Raw genomic sequence first — 16,449 nt, forward strand, 5'->3', positions numbered from 1 at the left:
TTTATATACCTCAAATAAACAACGAATGAAAAACATCCTAATGTGCGCAATGGCGCTTACTTCCTTACTAGCTTTCTCCTGCAAAACAACTAAATCCGGCAATGAACAAGCGGCCCTGCAAAAGGCCATCTGGTACAACTGGACAGGAGGCATAGCTGGTGTGGGTGGCACCAATTATGAAATCAGTTTTGAAATCCCGGATGGAGCATCCTACGAAGTGCTTTCTGCAACGATCGATGGCAATACAATCCCAGTAGATAAGGTATCAAAAGCCGAAAATGTACTTACGGTATTCCTATCCGAGAACCGCTCTGCCAATCAGCGAAGCAAAGACCAGCCAATGATCAATAACCCCACCCCTAATTACCGAACAGAAAATCCAAAATCTGGACAAATAGAGCTCCTATTCAATGATAAATCCGTGACCATAGAGGTCACCAATTTTGAAAAAACAGATAGTAAAAATTACAAGTAGCACAGCATGCTACCTTTATAGAATCAAAAACTCACATATGAAACGCCGCCTAATGACTACTCTGGCCCTCGGCACTGTGCTGCTGGGCTATTTTGTATTTACTACCCATGACCATGACAGGTCGTTTGCTGACTTTATTACCAATCACGAGTTTCATCCCAACAATAGATCGGTAGCCGAAGTAAACAATATACCCAAGCGGGATCGCCCGGATTTGGCATGGGAACAAAACTTCCTGATGACGCTGGACCCAGCGCTAAAACGCCCAGCTCCCGAAAGACTTTATGAAGCCCGAGCACAAATAAAGAAGCATTTTGATGCACAGGCGAAAGCCAGAACGGGTAGCAGCGAACACCCATGGATAGAGAGAGGCCCCAGCAAGGTAGGTGGACGTACTCGCGCCATCATGTGGGACCCCAATGATGCATCAGGTAAAAAAGTATGGGCCGGAGGAGTCTCTGGTGGGCTTTGGTACAACACTGACATTTATGACGTAAATGAAGGATGGCAAAAGGTAGATGATTTTTGGGGCAACCTGGCCATCACTTGTATAGCAGCTGACCCAAACGACCCCAAAACCTTCTATGTAGGCACTGGAGAGGGATACGCCGGTGCCAGCCGTGGGGCCGGCATATGGAAGTCCACCGATGCAGGACAGACATGGAAGCAGCTCAGTGCTACAGCCAACTATTACTTTGTGCTTGACCTGGTAGTAAGAAATGAAAACGGCTCAAGCGTCCTTTACTTTGGATGTCGTGACTATTACTACCAAGGAAAGTGGCACGATGCGCTCGATGGGCTGCTCAGGTCCACTGATGGCGGACTTACAGTATCACAAGTACTACCTATAGCGAATGGTTATATTGCTTACTCTGCCTCAGACATTGAACTAGATGCTAACAACAACTTATGGGTAGGCTCTATCGAAAACTCTTTCAATGGTGGAGGTGGCACCATCCTGTACTCTACCGATGGACAGAACTGGGAAATCAAAACCCAAAGGAGCAATGCCTCACGAATGGAATTAGCATGTGCACCCTCTGATGCCAACACCGTTTATGCACTGGTAGAGGGTAGCGGTCAGGTGAAAGAAATCATAAAATCCACCGATGGTGGCGACACCTGGCAGGCAGTTTCTAAACCAATTGACGCAGACGATGACATTGCCGCGGATGATTTCTCCCGAGGGCAGGCCTGGTATGATCTGATAGCGGCAGTAGACCCAAATGATGCCAACACCCTCATCGTTGGAGGTATCGATTTGTTTAAAAGCACAGATGCCGGAGCCAGCTGGACTCAACTGTCCCATTGGTATGGAGGCTTTGGTTTTCCATACGTACACGCCGATCAGCATGCTGTCGTTTTTAAACCTGGCTCCTCCACAGATGTCCTCTTTGGCCATGATGGCGGTATAGACCTGAGCACAAACATGACAGGCTCTACTCCATCATTTACCAACAGAAATAAAAACTATAACGTCACCCAGTTTTATGCGGCAGCTATTCACCCTGAAGCTGGAAAAGATTATTTTCTAGCCGGATCACAAGATAATGGCACGCAAAAATTCACCTTACCGGGATTTGGAAATACCACCGAGCCTACGGGTGGTGATGGTGCCTATTGCTTCATCGACCAAACCAATGGAGACATTCAAATCACCTCCTACGTTCAGAACGCCTACTACCTCTCCACAAATGGTGGAGCCACTTTTAACGAATTTGTCTACGATGAAAACAGCGGTCGATTTATCAACCCTGCAGCATATGACAGCCATCAGGGCATACTCTACACGGCGGTAAGCAGCTCTAAAGTTGGCCGCTTTACGGGTATCAAAACAGGTAATGTATCCAGAAATGACCTGGCAGCGAACATGTCTGACATGGCCTCTGCCCTCACCGTGTCACCTTACACCACCACTAGCACCACCCTGTTCGTAGGTACCGGGGCAGGTAGTCTTTACAAGATCACCCACGCGGATGAGAATGCAACTACGACCAACATCACGGGCAATAACTTTCCCGACGGTTATATCAACTGTATAGCTATGGGACAATCAGAAGAGCACCTTCTGGTGGTTTTTTCCAACTATGGTGTCAATTCTCTGTATGAATCCAAAGACGGAGGCAACTCCTGGAGCAGTAAGGAAGGAGACCTGCCAGACATGCCTATTCGCTGGGCGCTGTACAACCCCAACAACTACGATGAAGTGATACTCGCTACTGAGCTGGGTATTTGGCGGTCTACCAACTTCGACACTACTGCCCCTAACTGGTTACCTTCTAATGAAGGACTCGCTAATGTAAGGGTAGACATGCTACAAATACGGTCGTCAGATCATGAGGTCATAGCCGCTACCCATGGCCGAGGGCTATTTTCCAGCTCCGGCTTTTCCACTGAAGAATCACTTACTGCCAGCTTCACGGCATCTTCTACATCAGTCTTCTCTGGAGATCAGGTAACCTTTACAGACATGTCTACAGGAAGTCCTACTTCCTGGTCCTGGACCTTTGAAGGAGGCACGCCCGAAACCTCTTCCGAGCAAAACCCTGTAGTGACATACCAGGACCCGGGTCAGTTTGATGTAACCCTACAAGTAAGTAATCAAAGTGGTGGTACAGACACCAAAACTGTCACTGCTATGATCACTGCAACCCCAGACACTAACGTACCCAACCTGGCAGCTGTAGTACCTCAAGGATGGGACGATGAGATCACACTATATACGGAAGCAGAGGCATTTGGCACCAATGTAGATTTATCTATCAACGATGATGCGTTATTGGCCTACGCCCTAATCAATTCAGGAGTTAGTGATTTGAGCGCAGCTTTCAATGTAGAGATTCAATTAGATGATGAAGTGGTAGGCACTGAAAGTTGGGACGAGCAGATCAATACCAATGCCATCTGGTACAGCTACGACTTTTCGTTGGGACAGCTGAGCGAAGGAGAACATACCATCTCGGTAACACTAGATGTGGATGAAGATATCGAAGAGACCAATGAAAAGGACAATACAACTTCGAAAACCTTCTATGTGCAGCAATCTTGCACGGGCGACAATACACTGACAGAGCTAGAGGGCACCATCACTGATGGCAGTGGCTCAGCTATGTACCTCAACAATCGAAACTGCTCCTGGTCCATAGCACCCAAAAATGCCCGATCTATCACTCTTTCATTTAGCGAATTTGACACGGAAAAATCCGCGGATTTTGTAAACATCTACGATGGCAACAACCTTAACACTCCAATAGCTGAACTAAGTGGCACCGCGCTGCCTTCAGACATCACCGTAGATGCTGCAGAAGTGGTAGTAGAATTTATCACCAACAATACCGAGCGTAGTGATGGATGGACACTCGCCTACGAAACAGAAGTTTATAAACCCGACCTTATGGCGGAAATCCTCAGTGCTGAGCAAGTTTTAGACGAACTTGCCGTTTCTGTAAAAGTCACTAACGATGGGTTTGCTGACCTGGATGAAGCCGCAACTATCACGCTTTACTTATCCAAAGACAATGTGGTTTCTAGTAGTGATACCCAGCTGCATGCATTCAACAGCACTGCACTGGCTTCCAAAACAGACCAAATACTTTCTGCAAACATCTCGCTAACCCAGAGCCTGGAACCTGGAGCGTATTTTGTTATTGCTGTTGCTGATGAAGAAAACCTCATCGAAGAAGAATCTGAAGGCAACAACGAATCGGTCATTGCCCTGGACCTCATAGTATTAGGAAACAACTACTGGAAAGAAATCACTCTATACCCCAACCCGGCAAACAACTACCTCAACATCCGAACACCGGGACCGGAGCCTACTCATTTTGAGTTGCGAGACGTAAGTGGTAAGAAAATTAGTAGTGGTATTTTCTCGAGTAAATACCAGCTTGGAATGGCAGGTTTGCCCTCGGGGGTATACCTACTCAGCCTTTCCAACAACTACGGAAACCATCAGGTAAAAATCGTGAAACACTAACCATAGAATAGCACTATTTCTCCGGCTATCAGCCTCATTAGGTGATAGCCGGAGGGATTTTCACTCTTCCGAAGAATACATTGCTTTTGAAATAATCCTAAAGCACTAGTTTTGCCCCAATGGACAAAAAACTCAGAATCATCTTTATGGGTACCCCGGAGTTTGCTGTACCCGGGCTACAAAAACTAGTAGAAAATGGCTATCAGGTTGTGGCGGTGATCACCGCACCGGATAAGCCCAAGGGTCGTGGCAAAAAACTGGGCACCTCTCCAGTAAAAGACTATGCCGTGTCACAAGACCTGCCTATACTTCAGCCTACCAACCTTAAGGCTCCTGAGTTTTTGGAAGAGTTAAAAAGCTATGAGGCAGACCTCCAGATAGTCGTGGCGTTCCGTATGCTACCTGAAGCGGTTTGGAACATGCCGCCTTTGGGCTCATACAACCTCCATGCTTCACTCCTCCCCGACTACCGAGGTGCCGCACCGATCAACTGGGCCATCATCAATGGCGAAAAGGAAACCGGCGTGACCACCTTTAAGCTCAAGCATGAAATCGATACGGGAAACATCCTCTTTCAGGAAAAAGAACCGATCCACCCAGATGATACGGTCGGCAGCCTTTACGAAAGGCTCATGCACAAAGGCGCTGACTTGATCGTAAAATCAGTGGAAGCTATCAGTAAAGGAGAGGTAGATCTAAAACCTCAAATACTGCCAGAAAAAGAAAAACATGCGCCCAAGATTTTCCGGGAAGATTGCGAAATCAATTGGAGTCAGGATACTGAGACCATCCGAAATTTCACTCGTGGCCTGAGTCCCTACCCTGCTGCCTGGACAACATTGGATGAACTAACCTTCAAAATTTATGGAGCAGTAAAATCTACCGCCAACTATTCCAGTGTACCAGGTACGTTTGAGACTGATGGAAAGTCCTTTCTTGATGTAAAAACCGCCGATGGTGCACTGCGCCTAACCGAGGTTCAGCTACAGGGAAAGAAAAGAATGAAAACCGAAGACTTCCTCCGCGGTTATCAACTAAAAAATAGCTAATCGATTATGAAAATATCTATGATAGCGGCCATGGGAATCAACCGCACCATCGGGAAAGACAATGACATCCCCTGGCACCTGCCTGACGATTTCAAATACTTTAAAGACACTACGGAAGGCCACCACGTGATCATGGGGCGTAAAAATTTTGAATCACTACCGCCTCGATTTAAGCCCCTACCGAATCGCCCAAACATCGTGATCACGAGAAACGACAGTTACGATGCTCCGGGAGCCGAAGTAGTCAACAGCCTGGAGGAAGCACTGGAAATAGCCAAAAAGAATGGGGAACCAGAAGCCTTTATCATAGGAGGTGGTGAGATCTACAAACTGGGCCTGGATGTGGCAGAAATCATTTACCTCACCGAAATAGATGCTACCTTCAACGGCGACACTATCTTTCCAGAGTTTGACAAAAGGCAATGGCAGGAGGTCTCACGAAAGCATCACCCGGCGGACGATCGTCACCAATTTGCTTTTGATTTCGTAATATACAAGAAAAAGTAAGCCATGGACACTCACAAACGCCTCCTCAGCATCCTGCACATTGTGTACGGAAGCCTCCACATTTTATTATTCCTTTTGGGAGCACTGCTAGTCAACACTTTCCTGCCGTTCATCATGGCCGAGATAGCCGAGGCAGATGCCGATGCAGCTATGATCACCGAACTGGCAATCAACTTTGTTAGGGCTTTATTTTTCATTTTACTCTTTTTGATTCCTCTGCCTTCAGTGATAGGTGGATTTGCCCTGCTCAATGGTAAAAAATGGGGCCTCAACTGGCTCATGGCTTCTGGCTGTCTGTCCCTGATCAATGTGCCACTTGGTACGGGATTGGGCATCTATACGATCTGGGTGTTTGTAGAAGTACAAAATGCAAAAAAGAACAATGACTAAGATTAGCAACAATGTGGTAATGATCACCGGTGCCTCTTCTGGTATAGGCGAGGCACTAGCCTATGAGCTGGCAGCCAAAGGCGCCAGATTGATCTTGTCAGCAAGACGAAAGGAAGAGCTTGAGCGGGTAAAAGGCAACTGTGCGAATCAGGAAAATATCCGCATACTTTCGCTGGACCTGAGTGACAGTTTTGCCATAGGGCAAAAAGCCAAAGAGGCAGAATCGCTCTTTGGACAGGTAGATATCCTGATCAACTGTGGAGGAATCAGCCAGCGTGACAAGGTAATCAACACCCAGCTGGAAGTAGACCGCAAAATCATGGAAGTCAACTACTTTGGCACCATTGCACTCACCAAGGCGTTGTTGCCGGGCATGGTAAATAGAAAGTTTGGCCATCAAGTCGTAATCACATCCGCCACAGGAATCATCAGCACACCACTCAGATCATCGTATGCAGCCTCCAAACACGCACTGCATGGTTTTTATGATGCGCTTCGCGCCGAACACCACGATGATGGCCTTCGAGTAAGCATAATCCTTCCGGGCTACGTTCGCACTCAAATCAGCCTGAATGCCTTGATGGGCGATGGCAGCCAACAAAACAAAATGGACGATGCTCAGGATCAGGGCCTTTCTCCTGAAGCATGTGCCAAAAAAATCATTCAAGCCATTGAAAAGAACAAAGAAGAAGTCTACATTGGAGGGGTAAAAGAAGTGGCAGGCATCTACCTCAAACGATTCTTGCCCAGGCTCTTTTCCAAAGTAATACGTAAAGCCGCTGTGACCTAATCGTTTGAAAAGTCTATCGCTATATATCGTCCTATGCCTGGTTGGTTTAGGTCTGTTTGGCCAAAAAGCAAATCCCGTAGCGGGAGTAGCTTATGTAAAGCTAGCACCTACTGAAAGCACTAGTAGTAGTCGTAGGTCTGCTCCTACATTTAGTCTTTCTGATCAGGAAATCCTGAACTATACGCCTCTTAGAAAGCGCAGCACTACTTTGCGACAAAGCTCATCGGTACTCGACGGACTGTACAAAATAGAAGTGAGCAAACAGAAAGACATATTAGCTTTCTGTAACGAGCTGGAGGCTTATGGCAATGTAATTTATGCGGAACCTGTTTTTCAAGAAAAGCAGCTCTATATCCCCAATGACCCATCTGCCGGCAATGGAGATCAGGATTATCTGGAGATCATCAATGCCTATGATGCGTGGAACATTTCTCGTGGTGACAGTACCATTGTGATTGGCATCATAGATTCGGGCATCGACTTCACACATGAAGATATCGATGACAAAATCATCCTCAATGAAGCGGACCCTATCAATGGCATAGATGATGACAACAATGGCTACATTGATGACTATCGTGGATATGACTTTGCCGATGAAGACAATGACCCACAGGCAGACAAAAGCTTTCATGGCAATCGTGTAGGCGGTGTAGCTGCAGCCGAAACGGACAATGAAATCGGAATTGCAGGCGTGGGATTCCATTCCAAAATTGCCGCTTTGAAAATATTCCGCTCTGCGGACAACTTTTCGGGAGGAAGCTATGAAGCCATCGTCTATGCCGCAGATCTGGGCTATGACGTCATCAACTTATCCTGGGGCTCCATGGACTCTTACAATCAGGCTGCACAGGACATTATCACCTACGCGGCAGTAGAAAAAGACGTGGTAATAGTGGCCGCAGCAGGCAATACTCCGGGCAACAACCGCTTCTACCCCGCCAGCTACGATCACGTGCTCTCCGTAGCGGCCAGCAATAACGATGACAGCAAAGCCGGATTTACCAGCTACAATTATGACGTAGACCTCATGGCACCTGGCAGCAATATCTACTCCACGTTTAAAGACAATGGATATGCTACCGACCAGGGCACCAGCTATAGTGCTCCAATGGTAGCAGGTGCGGCTGCACTGGTGAGACATATCTATCCAGAGCTGAATGCCCTGCAGGTGATGGAACGCATCCGATCTACTTCCCACCCAGTGTATGATGTCACGCCTAATGCTGATTTTGAAGGCATGCTGGGCTATGGACGACTAGACATGTTTCAGGCGTTATCAGCCGACTCTGTAAAGGCTGTTCGGGTTTCAGACTTCTCATATTCCAATGGCAGTGGCCCGAATGCTTTTTATGGAGACTCTATCACTTTTGCTTTTAAGCTTACCAACTACCTCATGCCAACTTCTGACCTTAGGCTGCGATTTAGCTCGAGCTCAGAATACGTATCCTTCATTAAGGATGAAATAACCATTGGAAATATGGAAATGCTTGGTGAGCAATTTATTACCGAAAAGCTCTTTGCTCTAGCAGAAAACACACCAAGCCGTCATTCCATTACGGTCAAAATGGAGATTCAGGACGGTAACTATAGTGATTCCCATTATTTTGAACTCACTACCAACTCCGATTTGGTGGAGTTATCAAACGGCGAAGTAAGCGTATCCCTAACCAGTGATGGAAACATCGGGTATGTCAATGAAGGGTTTTCTGAAGGGAATGGCATGATCTACGAAAATCACATTGTTGCAGCAAATATGGGAGTACTGTTCTCAACAGATGGACAACATGTATCTGACAACTTACCAGGCCCCTCTACCAGTAGAGATAGAGATTTTATTGCGATCAACCCAATAAAACTTACTGCTCGGGAATCAGCAGACCATTTGGCTATTAGTACATTTTCAGATGACTCTTCTGCAGCAGCAATTGGCATCACAGTAGACCAGCGCACCATCATCAATGATGCTAGCAGCTACTTAATTTATGAATACAGGGTGATCAATACTGGTGAATCTACCATAGACAGCCTTCGCGGAGCACTATACATGGACTGGAGACTAAAAAATACCAACCTCAACCATTGCTATTTTGACAGCACCACCCATCGGCTAATTGGACTTACCAGTGACAGCTCCCTTTTTGCTGGTATGGAGTATTTTCAAACTACCCCTGGAGCTTATCAGGCATTGGACCTGGGAGGCAGCAACCCTGACGTGGCGTTTTTCAACGATAGTATAAAACACTCGCTCACCTACCAAACACAATTCGACAGTGCCGGATCAGACGCTGGAAATGATGTAGCAGCACTCCTGGCCAGCCCTACTGTATCACTCGCACCAGCTACAGATGTAAAAATGACTTTTCTGGTCGCCATTGGAAAATCACCTTCGGACCTAAAAACGCAGCTAGATAACGCCAGAAATGCCTATTCTACCTTTCGGCAGTCTCCACCTGTTTTAGAATATTTTACGAGTTGTTCGGGTGCATCTTTAGAGATAGACCCTGCTTCAGGTGACCTCTTCCGGTTTTACTCGGATCCTAACCGTGAGCATTTTTTAGAAGAAAATGACACACTCCACACCGGCGAGATCACTAGTGATACCGTGTTTTACGCCGTAAACATAGACAACTACCCAACGGAAGTTCAAAAGCTAGTTGTTCAGCTCGTAGATGATGTAGCTGATTTCAAAATATCCACAGATACTTTGTACTTAGACCATGATGTGAATCGCGTTCAATTCACAGACTTAAGTTTTGAGGCCAATACCTGGACGTGGGACTTTGGCAATGGCATTCAATCGAGTATTCAAAACCCTGCAGTAAATTACTCCGAGCCGGGCACCTACAGCATTACGCTTACAGTGACCAACGATCAAGGTTGTACTGGTACATTGAGCAAAACCCTCCACGTGGCCAACCGCCCTGCCAAACCGGTGATCGAGGCTCCTAGCGTATGTGCTGGAGAAGAGGTGACAATAGTCGCCAGCAACACCGATCATATCGCTCTGTACACGGATTTACAACAAACGAACCCGATAATATCCGGAGCCGAGCTAACAGTAGGTCCACTGAGCAGTGATACGGTGCTTTATTTTACTAACCTCCAAAACGGTTATGAGAGTTTAAAACAGGAGGTCTCCCTGAATATCACTACCATAAAAGCATCCTTCACCTATCTACCCAACCCCAACTCTACAGCTCATGAGGCCCTCTTTATAGCTACTGCTACCAATGCAACCAACTCAACGTGGGTTTTGGAAGGCAACACACACCATAAAGATACGCTCATCATAGAGGCTACTCCCGACCCATTCCAGATACAACTGATAGCTAGCAATAAGACCGGCTGTAGCGACACCTTACAGCGCACCATCAACTTCCGGAAGTCCCCTACTCCGACACTACCTGCCTCCATCGATGTATGTCCGGAAGACTCAGTGACCATTGTCCCCGAAGGTGGGTCAGCTTTTGGATTTTATGCGGATGCTGCACTCACCCGGCTTTTACAAAAAGGCAATACTATGACCCTCACCTCGACAGCAGCAGACACATTGCTTTATGTAGTAGGGCTGGACAGTATATTGCCTTCAGATCCTGTTATGGTAGCTATTGGTTTACACGATACTGCATTTGATATTGCTTTAGATCCCGACACTTTAATCCTTTCCCAGCAGCAAACTATTACACTTAGCTCGCAGGGAGTGGAGTTAGCTCAAATTGCGTGGTATCTAGACAGCATCTTTTTAGACACACACCCTTCACCGAAAGTGTTTTTTGATCAGGAAGGGGACTATACTGTTTCGGCTGTTGCCAAAACAATCCACGGATGCTCCGTCACTGCACAAAAGAAGTTGGTGGTCCGCAATGACCTCTCTCAAGAAGATCCATTGAGCAGCTCTCTCGGGCAGACTGTGATCTACCCCAATCCCACCCAAAACACGCTGACCATCCAGGTAAATGAACCGACCAAAGCCACCTTATTCACACTAGACGGTCAAAAGATTAACTCATGGGATATCAACGACTTAGCGAAAATAAATTTGTCGCAATTGCAAAAAGGCGTATATTTGCTTGTACTTGACGCTCCGGCATCAGGCACCCTCCAGCTACAAAAAATCATCCTCACTAACTAGCGCATTGCTTCCACTGCACTGAACCGCCATATTCAGGTCCGTCCCATTTTCCAAACTAGCAAGCAACAGGTTTCTATTCTACATCCATAAGAAAGAGCCATTACGTATGTAATACGCAAATTCTTAAGTCAACCTAGTAGGGTATTAGCCTTATTGACCGTTTTTCTCAAGAATTGTCCAAGTTAAAGTTAGAACCTGATTTCACCACATGAAAACTTCTTCCCAACATATCACTTTGATTACCCTGCTGTTAATACTAGCATTTGGCTCCCAGCTGCATGCTACTTCCATTCCCGGTTGCTCTGGAGGAACAGTCGAAAACAACGTAGAAGATGGCGTAGAAATCAAAAACGGAGACTGTGGCATACTGTCGTCCAATATTGGAACTATTGAAGGCAATATTGAGATTAAAGGCGGTGGAGAACTAACAATAGATGGTAATATCAACACAGTGGAAGGTAACATTACCATCTGTACTTCATGTACATTGATCATCAATGGAGATATATCTCAAATGGATGGAAGCATTACCAATAATGGCACACTGATCATCCGTGGAAGTGTGACATCAGAAGGTAAACTGGAGATCAAAGGCAAAGGAACTACTACACTGGACGGAGGAAGTTTTACCAGTACTAATGATACCGTAGAGCTCGGACCTCAATCTAATTTGGACCTTCAAAATGGCAGTTCTATAAGTGTATCAAAAGAAATTGTAAATAAAGGCACCATCACCTCCGATGAAACAGGCAACACTATCTCTGGAGGGATAGACAACTCTGGAGGTGGCACCTCTCCTACATTTACAGGATGTGGATCAGGTGAGTGTACCGATAATTCTACACTACCCATTACACTAGGAAGTTTCGAACTGACAGCTCAGCAGAATACCATTCTACTATCATGGACAACACTATCCGAAATAAACTTTGAATATTTCGAGATTCAACGAGCCAGCGCCGATGGGGATTTTGAAACGATAGCCACACTAGCAGGCAATGGCACCACTTCACAACCTGTAGCCTATACCTGGACTGATGAAGCGCCTCTATCAGGCATTAACTACTACCGCCTGATCAGCAACGATTACGATGGATACAGAGAAGTTTTTGAAGCGAAAGTGATTGAATTCAACGTGCAGTCAGCTAAGAATGAGTGGAAAATGTTCCCTTCGGTTATTTCTCCATATGAGCATGTTTCAATTACTGGCCTCAATATGGACGCTCAAATCGCAGTTTATTCCACACGTGGACAGGTCGTTAACCATCGTTTTGAAAACGGCCAAATAGAACTTACAGACCAAGTACAAGCTGGCGTATACATCGTAAGAGTTTCCAATAACGGAATCACTTCCACCAAACGCCTGGTTATTCGCTAAATTCCCTTCGAAAAAACTTGGTTATCTTCGTGGCGTTAACCTAATAGTGCGAAGAAGTATGCTTCTGTGGATTTTTGTGATATTCCTGCTGCTTGCAGGGGGCATTTTGCTCATTGGCTGGAGTTTTTCTACCCCAGGTCATCAAGGGCCAGCCACACCTCATTTTGATGGCAAACAATTTAGAAACAAGAGTGGAGCCAAAGCCAGAGGGTTTGCAGCTGTACTCCAATGGATCATCAAACGCGACCAGGGGCCATGGGCTAAAAACTACGAAACTACACAGGGAGAAGCACCCGTAAGCAGCTCTGACCAAATGCGGATCACATTTGTCAATCACAGCACTTTTCTCATTCAGTGGAACGATCTCAACATACTTACTGATCCGATATGGAGCGAGCGCTGTAGTCCTGTAAGTTTTGCAGGTCCTCAGCGCATGCGTCCCCCGGGCATACGCTTCGAAGACCTCCCCCCTATAGATGCTGTATTGATTAGTCACAATCACTATGACCATCTGGATATCCCATCGATCAAAAGAATTCAAAAGGAATTTGCGCCGGTATTCGTAGTGCCCCTGGGAGTAAAAAAGCATTTGGCTCAGCTCAATATTGAAAACACCATAGAGCTCGACTGGTGGCAATCTGCCCACATCGGAATGGAAATAAAAGCAGTACCTGCACAGCACTTTAGCGGTAGAGGCATGTTTGATCGTGACCAGACACTCTGGGCTGGATATGTGATCAGTGATGGTATCAAAAAAATCTATTTTGCAGGAGATAGTGGCTATGCCCCGTTGTTTAAAGAAATAGGCAAGAAAGAAGGCCCGATGGACGTATCGCTCATCCCCATTGGAGCCTATATGCCTCAGTGGTTTATGTCGCCCGTGCATATCTCTCCCGAAGAAGCCATTAAAGTTCATCAAGATGTGCGTTCGCGTCAGAGCATCGCCATGCACTTTGGCACCTTTCCCCTTGCAGACGAGGGACAGGGCAAAGCAGAAGAAGATTTGATTCTTTCACTTGCAGCGCACCAAATTCCTCAGTCTGAATTCATCATACCAGAAGAGGGGGAAGTTTGGACTGCTGATTAGTTTGAATTAGACTCCCAAAATCCAAACAGCCAGTTTCCTTTGGCATTTTCATCATCGCTACGGAAAAACTCCCGTATGGCCGAAAGCAGCTCGTCAGCGCTGATATAATCATCGTGATCTAAGTCCAGTTTAGTAAAAGCCTTTGCCGAATAGCGAATCTCAATCCTATAAGCCATAAAAAGGTCCACATATTCATTTAGCGAGATATATCCATCCTGATTGGTATCAAAAAAGCCAATAATTTCTTTCGCAAGCTTATTGATATGGCGTTCATAGAGTTCTTCATCTCCATTGACAATTACCTTATCGGCAAACTCTAGCCACTCCTCCATGGTAGCAGTGCTATCATATGGTTTTCCCATAAAATCACAGAAATCCTTCCAGGTACCTTCACAGCGATGCAAACAAGCAGTATATGCCTCGGTACCTTCACGAAACCCCCATAGCACACACAGGTTTTCACCGATATTGATAAAGTCATCACGTTCTAGCACTCCATTTTTATCAAAATCAAGAACATTGAAATAATGGGCTAGTTTTCGTTTTTGCAGGGAAGTCATCATATAGTTGGGAGTAAGGGTGTAAGTTAGTCTTGTTGGGCGAAAACCTTTTTGAGTAGCTCCGTGGTGCGTGCCACAGGATCCTGACGAATCTTCTTTTCCTCCTCAGCCACTAGCTTAAACAGTCCGTCTAGTGCCTGGGATGTTGCATAGTTCTCCAAATCAGGATCCACATCATCCGTAAAAGGTATCTTGTTATAAGTTTCAACAATATCACTATAATATTTCGTAGCATTGGTCTTTTTCAATGCCTGGCTAATTACAGGTTTAAACCTGGCCCTCAATTGATCTGAAGTTTTTTGCTTTAAATATTGAGTAGCTGCATCGTCACTGCCTTTTAAAATATTCCAGGCATCCTGGATTGTCATGGATCGTATCGCTGATACAATAATCGGTTTCGCTTCTTTGGCTGCCTCCTCTGCTCCTCTGTTGAGCGTTTTCAAAAACTTATCCACCTGTGCTCCCAGACCAATATCCCGGAGTTTATTTTCTACTTTTACCACATCCGGTGGAAAAGGAATTCTAATCGCAGGATTTTTCCAATATCCATCCAGCTGAGCGGCATTATTGGCCCCTTTGCTGATGCCCACTTCCAGTGCTTGCTTTAGCCCTGCTGCTACTTGCTCGGTGGTTAGCTGTTCACTATCCAGATAATCATCCAGTGTTTGTTGAATTTGCTGCACCGTGCAGGCACTTATCATGATCAGTACCAATATGAAAGAAACAAGTCGCATAAATTTCCAGATTTATTAGCGGGTTGATTACCTAAATCTAAGGGAATAACCCATAATTTTAAAAGTAAAAATTCAGTTCTTAAATAATGCCCACATACGCAGACATAATCTCCATCGGAGACGAATTACTTTACGGTCAAACACTCGACACCAACGCACACTGGATCAGCGGCCGCATGGATGAAATCGGCATCAAAGTAAAGCGAAGAATAACTGTAGCTGATGACGAAAGTGAAATTCTCAAAGCGTTTCAGGAGAGCGAAGACCGATCAGATATTGTACTCATTACCGGAGGCCTGGGCCCCACCAAGGATGATCTTACCAAACCACTTTTGGCCAGGTATTTCAACGTGAGCTGTATCCTCAACGAGTCGGCACTGGCAGATGTTACTGAATTTTTCAAAAAAGCAGGACGTGAACTTACAGAAGCCAACCGCCAACAAGCAGAACTACCCGCCAACTGCACAAAAATCACCAATAGAATGGGTACAGCTCCCGGCATGTGGTTTGACGAGCGCAACACCATCTTTGTCTCCATGCCTGGCGTGCCCTACGAAATGAAAACCATGATGGACGAAATCATCCTTCCAAGGCTCAAGCAAAAATTTGTAGGAGGAGTGATACACCACCGCATCATAAAGACCATCGGCATAGCAGAATCCACTCTAGCTGATAAAATAGCAGACTGGGAGGCTGCCCTACCCCCTCATATGAAGCTCGCATACTTACCCAGCCCCGGCCAGGTAAAACTGCGTATCACTACCATGGGTAATGACAAAGACTCACTTCGAGCGGAAACCAACCAACAGGTGGAACGGGTACTCCCCCTGATTGAGCAATATGTGTATGGATATGATAATGATGAAATTGAAAGTGTAATAGGCCAGAAACTTATCCAAAACGAAAAAACTCTGGCCATTGCAGAAAGCTGCACCGGGGGGTATTTATCACACATGGTCACGTCTATACCCGGGAGTTCTGCCTACTTCAAAGGCAGCCTCGTCTCCTATGCCAATGAGATCAAAGAAGGTATGTTGGGTGTAGATTCCCAAACTTTGGAGCAGCATGGGGCAGTGAGCGAAGAGGTGGTTTTGCAAATGGCAAAAAACATAAGAGCACAGTTCAACACGGAAGTAGGACTGGCCATTAGTGGCATTGCTGGCCCCGATGGAGGCACCGAAGAAAAACCTGTAGGTACCGTATGGATAGCATATTCTGACTCGCAAAAAACGACAGCTAAAAAATTTAATTTTTCCAAGAGCAGAGTACTCAATATTAAATTAAGCGCACTTAGTGCTTTAAATATGTTTAGAATTCACTTTTTCAGCAATTAGCGGAATTATTTATCTTTGTGTAACCCAAAAATGA

General features: G+C 45.8%; 12 protein-coding genes. 10 read left to right on the plus strand and 2 right to left on the minus strand.

Annotated features, from left to right (window positions below):
* Nucleotides 1–25 precede the first annotated feature (25 nt).
* From C7460_RS03045 to C7460_RS03085, 9 genes are all read left to right on the plus strand, one after another.
* On the plus strand, nt 26–475 hold the full coding sequence (locus tag C7460_RS03045) for a hypothetical protein (RefSeq protein WP_115866605.1): 450 nt from the start codon (nt 26–28) through the stop codon (nt 473–475).
* 37 nt (nt 476–512) lie between these two features.
* The gene (locus tag C7460_RS03050; protein ID WP_115866606.1) at nt 513–4,451 is read left to right on the plus strand and encodes a CUB domain-containing protein; all 3,939 of its coding nucleotides are present in this window, start codon (nt 513–515) and stop codon (nt 4,449–4,451) included.
* A gap of 119 nt (nt 4,452–4,570) precedes the next feature.
* Complete coding sequence (fmt, locus tag C7460_RS03055) at nt 4,571–5,500, plus strand: methionyl-tRNA formyltransferase (protein WP_115866607.1); 930 nt, start codon at nt 4,571–4,573, stop codon at nt 5,498–5,500.
* 6 nt (nt 5,501–5,506) lie between these two features.
* Complete coding sequence (locus C7460_RS03060; RefSeq protein WP_115866608.1) at nt 5,507–6,007, plus strand: dihydrofolate reductase; 501 nt, start codon at nt 5,507–5,509, stop codon at nt 6,005–6,007.
* Between the two features lie 3 nt (nt 6,008–6,010).
* Nucleotides 6,011–6,397: a hypothetical protein gene (locus C7460_RS03065; protein ID WP_115866609.1), complete on the plus strand. Its 387-nt coding sequence runs from the start codon at nt 6,011–6,013 to the stop codon at nt 6,395–6,397.
* Nucleotides 6,390–7,187: an SDR family oxidoreductase gene (locus C7460_RS03070; RefSeq protein ID WP_115866610.1), complete on the plus strand. Its 798-nt coding sequence runs from the start codon at nt 6,390–6,392 to the stop codon at nt 7,185–7,187. The genes C7460_RS03065 and C7460_RS03070 overlap by 8 nt, the downstream gene beginning before the upstream one ends.
* 4 nt (nt 7,188–7,191) lie before the next feature.
* Nucleotides 7,192–11,322 (plus strand): S8 family serine peptidase, encoded by a 4,131-nt coding sequence (locus C7460_RS03075; RefSeq protein ID WP_115866611.1) that lies wholly within the window; start codon nt 7,192–7,194, stop codon nt 11,320–11,322.
* Between the two features lie 208 nt (nt 11,323–11,530).
* Nucleotides 11,531–12,700 carry a T9SS type A sorting domain-containing protein gene (locus tag C7460_RS03080; protein WP_115866612.1) on the plus strand — a complete coding sequence of 390 codons (1,170 nt, stop codon included), beginning with the start codon at nt 11,531–11,533 and terminating at the stop codon, nt 12,698–12,700.
* A gap of 58 nt (nt 12,701–12,758) precedes the next feature.
* Entirely contained in the window at nt 12,759–13,787 is a 1,029-nt protein-coding gene (locus tag C7460_RS03085) for an MBL fold metallo-hydrolase (protein ID WP_115866613.1), read from the plus strand.
* Here the strand turns inward: C7460_RS03085 and C7460_RS03090 are convergent.
* A complete protein-coding gene (locus C7460_RS03090) occupies nt 13,784–14,350 on the minus strand; it encodes an EF-hand domain-containing protein (protein WP_115866614.1) in 567 nt (188 codons plus the stop codon). The two genes, C7460_RS03085 and C7460_RS03090, sit on opposite strands and share 4 nt — an antisense overlap.
* 23 nt (nt 14,351–14,373) lie before the next feature.
* Nucleotides 14,374–15,081 carry a DUF4197 domain-containing protein gene (locus tag C7460_RS03095; protein WP_115866615.1) on the minus strand — a complete coding sequence of 236 codons (708 nt, stop codon included), beginning with the start codon at nt 15,079–15,081 and terminating at the stop codon, nt 14,374–14,376.
* An 86-nt stretch (nt 15,082–15,167) separates the two neighbouring features.
* Here C7460_RS03095 and C7460_RS03100 point away from each other — a divergent pair, with 86 nt between their 5' ends.
* On the plus strand, nt 15,168–16,415 hold the full coding sequence (locus C7460_RS03100) for a competence/damage-inducible protein A (RefSeq protein WP_115866616.1): 1,248 nt from the start codon (nt 15,168–15,170) through the stop codon (nt 16,413–16,415).
* Nucleotides 16,416–16,449: the final 34 nt, after the last annotated feature.

The sequence above is a fragment of the Marinoscillum furvescens DSM 4134 genome (assembly GCF_003386095.1).
In the GTDB taxonomy this organism is placed as follows: domain Bacteria; phylum Bacteroidota; class Bacteroidia; order Cytophagales; family Cyclobacteriaceae; genus Marinoscillum; species Marinoscillum furvescens.

Bases quoted from the DNA above. Each gene is read 5' to 3' on its own strand.
- C7460_RS03080 (WP_115866612.1), top strand. From the start codon at position 11,531: ATGAAAACTTCTTCCCAACATATCACTTTGATTACCCTGCTGTTAATA.
- fmt (WP_115866607.1), top strand. From the start codon at position 4,571: ATGGACAAAAAACTCAGAATCATCTTTATGGGTACCCCGGAGTTTGCT.
- C7460_RS03065 (WP_115866609.1), top strand. From the start codon at position 6,011: ATGGACACTCACAAACGCCTCCTCAGCATCCTGCACATTGTGTACGGA.
- C7460_RS03095 (WP_115866615.1), bottom strand. From the start codon at position 15,081: ATGCGACTTGTTTCTTTCATATTGGTACTGATCATGATAAGTGCCTGC.
- C7460_RS03100 (WP_115866616.1), top strand. From the start codon at position 15,168: ATGCCCACATACGCAGACATAATCTCCATCGGAGACGAATTACTTTAC.
- C7460_RS03045 (WP_115866605.1), top strand. From the start codon at position 26: ATGAAAAACATCCTAATGTGCGCAATGGCGCTTACTTCCTTACTAGCT.
- C7460_RS03050 (WP_115866606.1), top strand. From the start codon at position 513: ATGAAACGCCGCCTAATGACTACTCTGGCCCTCGGCACTGTGCTGCTG.
- C7460_RS03090 (WP_115866614.1), bottom strand. From the start codon at position 14,350: ATGATGACTTCCCTGCAAAAACGAAAACTAGCCCATTATTTCAATGTT.
- C7460_RS03070 (WP_115866610.1), top strand. From the start codon at position 6,390: ATGACTAAGATTAGCAACAATGTGGTAATGATCACCGGTGCCTCTTCT.
- C7460_RS03060 (WP_115866608.1), top strand. From the start codon at position 5,507: ATGAAAATATCTATGATAGCGGCCATGGGAATCAACCGCACCATCGGG.
- C7460_RS03085 (WP_115866613.1), top strand. From the start codon at position 12,759: ATGCTTCTGTGGATTTTTGTGATATTCCTGCTGCTTGCAGGGGGCATT.